General features: G+C 65.3%; 6 protein-coding genes. 4 read left to right on the forward strand and 2 right to left on the reverse strand.

The annotated features are described in order from the left end of the window. The first annotated feature begins 77 nt into the window (after nt 1–77). The 4 genes from gltX (at nt 78) to Q0D45_RS18465 (ending at nt 5,687) form a co-directional block, all read left to right on the forward strand. Nucleotides 78–1,487, forward strand: a complete 1,410-nt coding sequence (gene gltX / locus Q0D45_RS18450; protein ID WP_293396271.1) for a glutamate--tRNA ligase — start codon at nt 78–80, stop codon at nt 1,485–1,487. 39 nt (nt 1,488–1,526) lie between these two features. Next, nucleotides 1,527–3,434, forward strand: coding sequence for a threonine--tRNA ligase (thrS, locus tag Q0D45_RS18455; protein ID WP_293396273.1), 1,908 nt, complete (start codon nt 1,527–1,529; stop codon nt 3,432–3,434). Between the two features lie 8 nt (nt 3,435–3,442). Continuing rightward, entirely contained in the window at nt 3,443–4,273 is an 831-nt protein-coding gene (locus tag Q0D45_RS18460; RefSeq protein ID WP_293396276.1) for a M23 family metallopeptidase, read from the forward strand. A 97-nt stretch (nt 4,274–4,370) separates the two neighbouring features. Next, the gene (locus Q0D45_RS18465; RefSeq protein WP_293396279.1) at nt 4,371–5,687 is read left to right on the forward strand and encodes an alkaline phosphatase PhoX; all 1,317 of its coding nucleotides are present in this window, start codon (nt 4,371–4,373) and stop codon (nt 5,685–5,687) included. A gap of 104 nt (nt 5,688–5,791) precedes the next feature. Here the strand turns inward: Q0D45_RS18465 and Q0D45_RS18470 are convergent, their stop codons facing one another. Both Q0D45_RS18470 and Q0D45_RS18475 read right to left on the reverse strand, forming a co-directional pair. After that, a complete protein-coding gene (locus Q0D45_RS18470) occupies nt 5,792–7,645 on the reverse strand; it encodes a hypothetical protein (RefSeq protein ID WP_293396282.1) in 1,854 nt (617 codons plus the stop codon). 47 nt (nt 7,646–7,692) lie between these two features. Then, nucleotides 7,693–9,365: TonB-dependent receptor (locus Q0D45_RS18475; RefSeq protein WP_293396285.1), on the reverse strand; the 1,673-nt coding region annotated here is incomplete at its 5' end.

Genomic DNA, 9,365 nt, shown 5'->3' on the forward strand with positions numbered 1-9,365 from the left:
GGCTGCGGCGGCCGCGAAGTAGGGCAGGAGCGATGGTTTAGAATCGCGGCCTTCCAAGGATTCGCCGCGCACCAGCCATGTCTGTCACCACCCGTTTCGCTCCGTCCCCGACCGGTTTTCTGCACATCGGCGGCGCGCGCACCGCGCTGTTCTCCTATCTGTACGCGAAGCGCGATAACGGAAAATTTCTGCTGCGCATCGAGGACACCGATCGCGAGCGTTCGACCCAGGAGGCGGTCGACGCGATCTTCGAAGGCATGGCCTGGCTCGGTCTGAATGGCGACAACGCCGAACCGATCTACCAGACCCAGCGTTTCGATCGCTACAAGGAAGTGATCGCCCAGATGCTGGTCGAGGGCAGCGCGTATCACTGCTACGCGAGCAAGGAAGAGCTGGACGCCCTGCGTGCCGAGCAGATGGCCAACAAGCAGAAGCCGCGCTATGACGGCCGCTGGCGCCCGGAAGCCGGCAAGGTACTGCCGCCGCCGCCGGTGGGCGTTGCGCCAGTGGTTCGCTTCCGCAATCCGACCGAAGGCGAAGTGGTGCTCGATGACCTGATCAAGGGCAGGATCGTGTTCGCCAGCGACGAGCTGGACGATCTGATCATCGCCCGTGGCGACGGCACGCCGACCTACAACTTCTGCGTCGTCGTCGACGACTGGGACATGGGCGTCACTCATGTCATCCGCGGCGACGATCACGTCAACAACACCCCGCGCCAGATCAACATCCTGCGCGCGCTCGGTGCCACGCCGCCGGCTTACGCCCATGTCTCGATGATCCTCGGCAGCGACGGCGCCAAGCTGTCGAAGCGCCACGGCGCGCTCGGGGTCATGGAATACCGGGCGATGGGTTTCCTGCCGGAAGCGCTGCTGAACTACCTGGTCCGCCTCGGCTGGAGCCACGGCGATCAGGAGCTGTTCACCCGCGAGGAAATGATCGCCAAGTTCGACTTCGATCACGTCTCGGCAAGCCCGGGACGCTTCGACATGGAGAAGGCCTGGTGGGTCAATCACCAGTACCTGAAGAGCGTCGATCCTGCCGTCGTGGTGCCGGAATTCACCTGGCATCTGGAGAGGATCGGCATCGATGTCGCCAAGGGCCCGAGCCTGACTGCAGTCGTCGAGCAGCAGCGCGAGCGCTGCCGGTCGCTGGTCGAGATGGCGGAGAAATCGAAGTTCTTCTTCGCCGACCTCGACGGCTACAACGAGAAGGACGCCGCCAAGCACTTCAACGCCGATTCGCTGGCGCTGCTCGACGAACTGCGCGCGCAACTGGAAGCGCTGCCGGAATGGACCACCGAAGCCCTGCACGCAGCGGTCAACGGTTTCGCCGAAGCCAAAGGCCTGGGCCTCGGCAAGATCGCCCAGCCGATCCGGGTGGCCGTCTGCGGCATGGCGGTGTCGCCGCCGATCGACGCGACGCTGTTCCTGCTCGGCCGCGAGCGGACGCTGGCGCGGCTGGCCGCCGCCGTCGCCCGCGCCTGAATCTGCTGCCGCTCTCTACTGAATAACGGAACATCGAACATGTCCATCTCCATCACTTTTCCCGACGGCAACGTCAAAGCTTTCGACGTACCGCCAACCGGCCTCTCGATCGCCACCGGCATTTCGCCGGGCCTGGCCAAGAAAGCCGTCGTCGTCAGAGTCAACGGCGAGTTGTGGGATCTGAACCGGCCGATCGATCGCGATGCTGCGTTCGAGATCGTCACCCGCGACAAGCCGGAAGCGCTCGAAGTGCTCCGCCACGACGCCGCCCACGTGCTGGCGCAGGCCGTGCAGGAGCTGTTTCCCGGCACCCAGGTGACCTTCGGGCCATCGACCGAGTACGGCTTCTATTACGACTTCGCCCGCCCGGAGCCATTCACCGAGGCCGATCTGGCGACCATCGAGCAGCGGATGCGCAACATCGTCAAGCGCGATCTGCCGATCGTCCGCGAGGTTTGGTCTCATGAAGACGCGGTCAAGCATTTCGAGCAGGCCGGTGAAAGCTTCAAGGCTGAGTGGATTCGCGACGGCATCGCGGCTGACGAAGAGCTGACCATCTACAAGCAGGGCGATGCCTGGCTGGACATGTGCCTGGGTCCGCATCTGCCGTCGACCGGCAAGCTCGGCACCGCATTCAAGCTCACCCGCGTCTCCGGCGCCTACTGGCGTGGTGATGCGAACAACGCCCAGCTGCAGCGCATCTACGGCCTGGCGTTCGCCAACGATGCCGATCTCGAAGCCCATCTGAAGATGGTCGAGGAAGCCGAGAAGCGCGATCACCGCAAGCTCGGCAAGCAGCTCGATCTCTATCACCAGCAGGAAGAAGCGCCAGGCATGGTGTTCTGGCATCCGAAGGGCTGGGCGATCTGGCAGGCCGTCGAGCAGTACGTGCGCAAGGTCTACAAGGCCGGCGGTTACCAGGAAGTGCGCGGCCCGCAGATCATGGATGTCAGCTTGTGGAAAAAGAGCGGGCACTGGGATAACTACCAGGACAACATGTTCTTCACCGAAAGCGAGAAGCGCACCTACGCGATCAAGCCGATGAACTGCCCGGGCCACGTGCAGATTTTCAACGCCGGCCTGCGCAGCTACCGCGATCTGCCAGTGCGCTACGCCGAGTTCGGCGGCTGCCATCGCAATGAACCGAGCGGTGCGCTGCACGGCATCATGCGCGTCCGCGCCTTCACCCAGGACGACGGCCACATCTTCTGCACCGAAGCGCAGATCGAACCGGAAGTGACCGCGTTCCACCAGCAGGCGATGCAGGTCTACGCCGACTTCGGTTTCACCAATCTCGATGTGAAACTGGCGCTGCGTCCGGACAAGCGCCTGGGCGATGATGCGACCTGGGATCGCGCCGAAGATGCACTGCGCACCGCACTCCGCGCCGCCGGTGTCGCCAGCTGGACCGAGCTGCCGGGCGAGGGCGCGTTCTATGGCCCGAAGATCGAATATCACCTGAAAGACTCGATCGGCCGCGCCTGGCAGGTTGGCACCATGCAGGTCGATTTCATGATGCCGGAGCGCTTGGGCGCGACCTATGTCGACGAGAACTCCGCACGCCAGCATCCGGTGATGCTGCACCGGGCGATCGTCGGTTCGATGGAGCGCTTCATCGGCATCCTGATCGAGCATCACGCCGGTGCGCTGCCGTACTGGCTGGCGCCGGTGCAGGCCGTGGTCACCCCGATCGTGTCGGACGCCGATGCCTACGCGACCGAAGTCGCGGCGGCACTTGCCAAGCTCGATGTCCGTGTGCAGACCGATCTGCGCAACGAAAAGATCAACTACAAGATCCGCGAGCATTCGCTGCAGAAAGTGCCGGTGATCATCGTCGTCGGTCGCAAGGAAGCCGAAGAGCGCACGGTTACCCTGCGTCGTCTGGGCTCGGAACGGCAGGAGACCTTGTCGCTGGCCGATGCGCTGTTGCAGTTGCAGAACGCCTGAGTTCGCCCATGCGCCTGATCCGTCTTGCCATTGGCGGCCTGCTGCTGACTTCGGCGTCCTTGTTCGCCGCCGAGGCAGCGCCTTACACGCTGCTCAAGGGCGAGTGGGAGCAGGGCGGTTTGCTGATCGGCAAGGCGGCGCCGGGCAGCAAGCTCAGCTTCGAAGGCCAGAGCTTGAAGCTCAGCGATGATGGCCGTTTCGTGATCGGCCTCGACCGCGATGCCAAGCCCGAAGTCGAGCTGCGGATCACCCCGCCGGGCGGCGTTGCCGTCGTCGAAACGCATGACGTTGCCAAGCGCGAATGGGACGTGCAGGCGCTGACCGGCATCGAGCCGAAGTTCGTCGATCCGCCGGCCAAGGTGCAGAAGCGCATCGCCGCCGAGCAGGTGATCATCAAGCGCGCCCGGACCCGCGATACCGCGATCGATGATTTCGCCACGCCGTTCATCTGGCCGGCGAAGGGTCGCATCAGCGGTGTCTTCGGCAGCCAGCGCGTGCTCAATGGCAAGCCGAAGTCGCCGCATTACGGTGTCGATGTCGCGGTGCCGGTCGGCACGCCACTGGTCGCCGCGGCGGGCGGCATCGTCAGCCTCGCCGAGCCGGATCTCTATTTCACCGGCGGCACTGTCTTCATCGACCACGGCCACGGCCTGCAGTCGGTGATGGTCCACATGTCGCGGCTCGATGTGAAAGTGGGCGACCGCGTCGAGCAGGGCCAGCAGGTCGGCCTGAGCGGCGCCACCGGCCGGGTCACCGGCCCGCATCTGCACTGGGGCCTGTACTGGTTCGAGCAGAAGGTGGACGCCCAGAAACACACCGGGCCGATGCCGGCGAATTGAGTCGTGCCCGTCAGTCGCGTGGCGCTCGCAGCTTGTGACGAGATTGTCATCGCGCTGACTTAATCTGAACGCTCTCGACTTGAATCCGGGGACGTTCATGCAATTCGATCATCAGACTGGCCGCTGGCGCCGACGCAGCCGGCAACTCGATCGCCGCAGCGTGCTGCGCGGTGGTCTGCTCGGTTTGGGACTGGTCGCGGTCGGCGGCGGTCTGGCGGCTTGCCAGGGTGGCGGCTCGGCTGACGGCGGCACGCGTGGCGACGGTGCAGGCGGGCGTGGCGCGCTGGCCGATCTCGGCCCGCTGTCGACGACGCCGGATGCCAACGATCTGCTGCTGCCGGCCGGCTTCACTGCCCGTGTCATTGGCCGCGCTGGCGAAGTCGTGCCCGGCACCAGCTTTCGCTGGCATACCGATCCGGACGGTGCCGCCGTGTTCGCCAAGCCCGATGGCGGCTGGGTCTATGTTTCGAATCGCGAGCATCTGCCAGGCGGCGTCAACGCGATTGCCTTCAACGCCCAAGGCGTGATCGAACGCGCCTACGAAATCCTGCCCGGCGCGCTCAGCCGCACCAACTGCGGCGGTGGTGTGACGCCGTGGCAGACCTGGTTCAGCGGTGAGGAGTTCGATCGCGGCCTGATCTGGGAATGCGATCCCTTCGGCGTCGCCGAGCCGCAGAGCTGGCCCTTGCTCGGCCGCTTCAAGCACGAAGCGGCGACGATCGACCCGGCCGCGAACATCGTCTATCTGACCGAGGACGAACCGGATGGCCGCTTCTATCGTTTCCTGTCCGATGCCCCGAATGTCGGCGGCCGCGCCGATCTGAGCCGTGGCCGGCTGCAGGCGCTGCGCATCCTGGCCGATGCAGCGCTGGTCAATACGCCAGGGCAGGGCAGCCATTACTCGATCGAATGGCTCGACATTGCCGAGCCGAATCCGCGCCTGGGTCTGCTGTCCACGGCCGTGCCGACTCGCAAGCAGCAGCCGGCCAGCTTTGCGTTCAATGGTGGTGAAGGCATCTGGCAACAGCGCGGTGTCGTCTACTTCTCGACCAAGGGCGATCGCCGGGTCTGGGCACTCGATGTTGCCGCGCAAAGCCTGCAGGTGATCTACGACGATGCCGCGTTCGCGACGCCGCCGCTGACCAGCGTCGACAATCTGGTGATGACGCCGGGTGGCGACGTGATCGTCGCCGAGGATCAGAACAGTGAACAGGCCGCCGTCGCGATCCGGCCGGATGGCCGCTTCCAGCCGCTGGTGCAGCTCGGGCCCAAGCATGTCGGCTCCGAAGTCACCGGCCCGGCGTTCTCGCCGGATGGCCGCTTCTTCTACTTCAGCTCGCAGCGCGGCACCAGCAATCTGGTCGGCACCGACGGCGTGACGTACGCGGTGGAAGGGCCGTGGTGGACGGTCTGAACTAGCCGAGCCGAACCGCCGGACGGAGCCCGCGCCCAATGAAAAGGCGGAGCCGCTTGCGCGGCCCCGCCCAGTCTTCGAAGTGCTGCGGTGCTGCGATCGACTTACGGCGCCACTTCGTCGTTTTCGCGGAAGTTCACGGCGCTGCAGTCGGCGATCACGTTGCGGAACACCAGATGCGGGCCGCCGGTGGTCGACGCGCCGCCAGCTTCGCTGACTCGGCTGAAGGTGTTTTCGACGATCGCGGTGCCGTCGTTGTCGTCGATGTCGATGCAACCGAACGGGAAGTCGCCGGTGATGATCGTGTTGTTCAGCGAGAAGCGCAGGCCTTCGCGAGCCAGGAAGCCGAGACGGTCACCCGCGGCCGGCAGCGGACGGCGGGCAGGGCCGAGCACGGTGATGTTGGCGAACAGCGGGAAGGTGATCGGCGTGCGGGCGAAGCGGCCGTCGAGCTCGAAACCGGAGTTCGGCAGGTTGTTCTCCTGGATCGTCAGCGCGAACTGCACGCCGCCGGTCCAGCCGTTGTCGCCGTCGATGGAATCGTCCTGCGCGCCGGTGAACACCATGTGGGTCGCGAAAGCGTTGCCGCCGAAGAACTCGATGCCGTCATCGTTCGAGCGGTGCACCTGCACGTAGTCGATCACCGTGCCGCGGCCGACGCCGCCGGCGGTGATGCCCTGCAGTTCGTTGCCCTCGGCGATGATCGAGCCGGTCGAGCGGACGATCACGTAGCGCAGGCTGCCGGAGCTGTCGTTCTGCAGATTGCCGCCATAGCGGCCGACGTTGCCTTCGATCACCACGTCGCAAGCATCGAAGTTCGGCGGCGTGCCCGAGCACTGACTGTCCTGTGCGCGGCCGAGCAAGGCCAGGCCCGCCCAGCCGCCTGCCGGCGCGTCGGTCAGCGTGGCCGAGTCACCGTCGAAGCGATTGCGCAGCTGCGCGCGAGAGGTGAGTACGATCGGCGCTGCCGCCGTGCCGTTGGCGATGATCTGCGCGCCGCGGCCGATGACCAGCGCCGAACGGGCGGAAGCGTAGACCACGGTGCCCGGCTCGATCGACAGGATCGATGCCGTCTCTGCGTAGCCGACCGCGCCGCGCGCCAGATCGCCATTGCCGATGACTGCGCCTGGAACGGTGTCTGCTTCGATCTCGTAGACGTTGTCGTTGGTCAGGGCCAGCGTACCGGCAACGTTATAACGGGCCGGCAGGCGGCAGACGTCGTAGTTGCCGGTTGCGGCGGTGCCGGTGAACAGGCCGGTCTCGTCGTTCGCGAGATTGCCGATCAGGGCATTGAAATCACCGACCAGGGTGGTGCCTTCCGGGCAGATGCCGTTCGCCTGCGGGACCGAGGCGCCGGCGAGCGCGGTGCCGGCAGTGCCGCCGAAGAAGCGCCAGACGTCGTCGTTGCCATTGACGCGGACGGTCCAGCCGGCGGTCCAGGCATTGGCACGGGTCACCGCCGGATCGAAGGCACCGATGTAGTTGGTGCTGACGATCGTCGATGGCACCGGCAGCGAGGTCGCATCGGTCGCGGTGATTGGCGGCCACACGGCCGGCGCGGCGAAGGTTGCGGCGAGGCCGGTGGTGCCGGTAACCGGGTAGCCGGTGTCGTCGATGCGGCCGACCACGCTGGTGCCGTTGCCGAAGCCCATCAGCGCGAAGTAGGTCGCGATCGAGAACGGATCCGGCAGGCCGGTGCCGACGAAGGTGGTGCCGGCCCCGGTGCCGATCGAGCCGCGCAGCGCGCCGGCTGGCGGCGCGTTCGGATCAGTGGTGCCGCCAGTGGTGGTGCCCGTCGTGCCGCCGGTAGTGCCGCCCGTGGTTCCGCCAGTGCTGCCGCCAGTCGTGCCGATGTTGATGATGGTGCTGTTCGGGTTCAGATCAGTCCCCTCGCAGCCGACCAGAATTCCGCTTCCGATCAGGGCTGCCGCGAGGACTGCGGTTGTCTTGAGCTGCATCTCTATTCTCCAGAGGGTTCGTGTTGTGATTGCAAAGCTTGAGAGGTTCAGAACTGGTACTGCAGGCTGATCTGGCCGGAGCGGCCCAGCTTGTAACTGCGCTGGAGTGCCGCTGCGCCGTTGAACTGGCCCTGTTCGATATCGATGCGCGGGTCCAACAGGTTTCGCGCCTTGAGGCCGATCTGCCAGTGCTGACCGAAGCCCTGGCGAATGTTGAAATCGAGCATCGGATAGGACTTTTCGGTGGAGTTCGGCAGGTCGTTGATGCCGACTTCCCCGAGGCGATCACCGAAGATGTTGAACAGCAGCGTGGCGTCGGTGCGCTGGGCCGGATTGGAGTAGCCGAGCGTGGCGTTGACCAGATAGTTCGACTGGCCCTGCAGCCGGCGAGTGGAGCCATCCGGCAGGCTCACTCTCGATTCGATGCGCGAGAAGTTGCCGGCGACGTAGGCGAACTGGAGGACCGGCGCTACCTCCTTGAGAATCGACATGTCCTGGCGGGCATCGAACTCGATGCCGTAGTCCTTGGCGCTGTTGGCGTTCTGGAACGAACGCACCACCTGATTGCCTGCCGAGGCATCGATGTTGAGTTCGATCGGGTTCTTGATGTCCTTGTAGAACACGCCGACCGAGGCCGCCGAACTGTTGCTCCAGTACTGCTCGAAGCGCAGGTCGTAGTTGGTCAGCTTCGCCGAGCGCAGCTGGGCATTGCCGATGGTCAGGAAGCGCGTTTCCGGATCGAGGAAGTCGACCTCCGCCAGTTCGCGGAACTGCGGACGGTTCAGCGACTGCGACGCGCCGATGCGTACTTGGGTCTTGCGGCTGATGAACCAGGTCGCGTTCAGCGACGGCAGGATGTCGCTGTCGGTCAGACGCGAAGCCACCGTGGCGCCGGCAGCCGGATCACCGGTTGCGACGGTGATCGTCGAGTTCTCGAGGCGGGCACCGGCCTGGATCTCGAACAGCTCGCCGACGAAGACATCGCCGAGCAGATAGAACGCGTTGACGTCCTGGGCGCCGTCATAGATGTTGGCGTTGCCGCCGCCGCGGATCGAGGTATTCAGCTCGGTCAGATCGAAACCGCCGGGGCCGAAGAAGAACGGCGTCAGCACGTTCTCCGGGTTGGGCACGTACTGGGCGATGCGGAACAGATCGCTGCGTTGCGTGGCCGGCGAGGAATAGGCGAAGCGCACCGATTCGAAATCGCGGTCGCGACGAGTGCCACGCGCGCCCCACTTGAAATCGCCGCGCAGGGTTTCGGTGAACTCGAACGGCAGGCTCAGATCGATGCCGAGATCGAGTGTGCGGTCCTGGAGGAATTCCCAGCTGCGGCGCGGTTCGGACGCTTCGCCGGATTGGCCGAAGCCGAGCAGGAAGGGATCGTCGCTGCCGACGGCGCGAAAGCGGCCGTAGGTGCGGCGATCCAGCACGTCACGATCGGCCACCGAATAACCGGCCTGCCACTTGATTTTCAGACCGCCGGCATCGACCAGCGTATGCCTGCCGGTCAGCTGGTTGGTGATCAACTGGCCTTCGATGTAGTCGAGCGTGATGCGCTCCTGATCGGTCGCGAAGCCGGCATCACTGGCGACTGCGCGGGCGAAGAACGCGCCCTTTTGCGTCTGGCGCGACAGCAGGGACACGAAATCGACCTTGTGCTGCTTGGAGTACTCGTAGCCCAGGCCGAGCGTGCCGCCGGTGTCGAAGGTCTGCTCGGAAC

This window comes from Nevskia sp. (assembly GCF_023266035.1).
Lineage (GTDB): Bacteria > Pseudomonadota > Gammaproteobacteria > Nevskiales > Nevskiaceae > Nevskia.

Coding starts and splice junctions, on each gene's coding strand:
- thrS (WP_293396273.1), top strand. CDS start 1,527: ATGTCCATCTCCATCACTTTTCCCGACGGCAACGTCAAAGCTTTCGAC.
- Q0D45_RS18460 (WP_293396276.1), top strand. CDS start 3,443: ATGCGCCTGATCCGTCTTGCCATTGGCGGCCTGCTGCTGACTTCGGCG.
- Q0D45_RS18465 (WP_293396279.1), top strand. CDS start 4,371: ATGCAATTCGATCATCAGACTGGCCGCTGGCGCCGACGCAGCCGGCAA.
- Q0D45_RS18470 (WP_293396282.1), bottom strand. CDS start 7,645: ATGCAGCTCAAGACAACCGCAGTCCTCGCGGCAGCCCTGATCGGAAGC.
- gltX (WP_293396271.1), top strand. CDS start 78: ATGTCTGTCACCACCCGTTTCGCTCCGTCCCCGACCGGTTTTCTGCAC.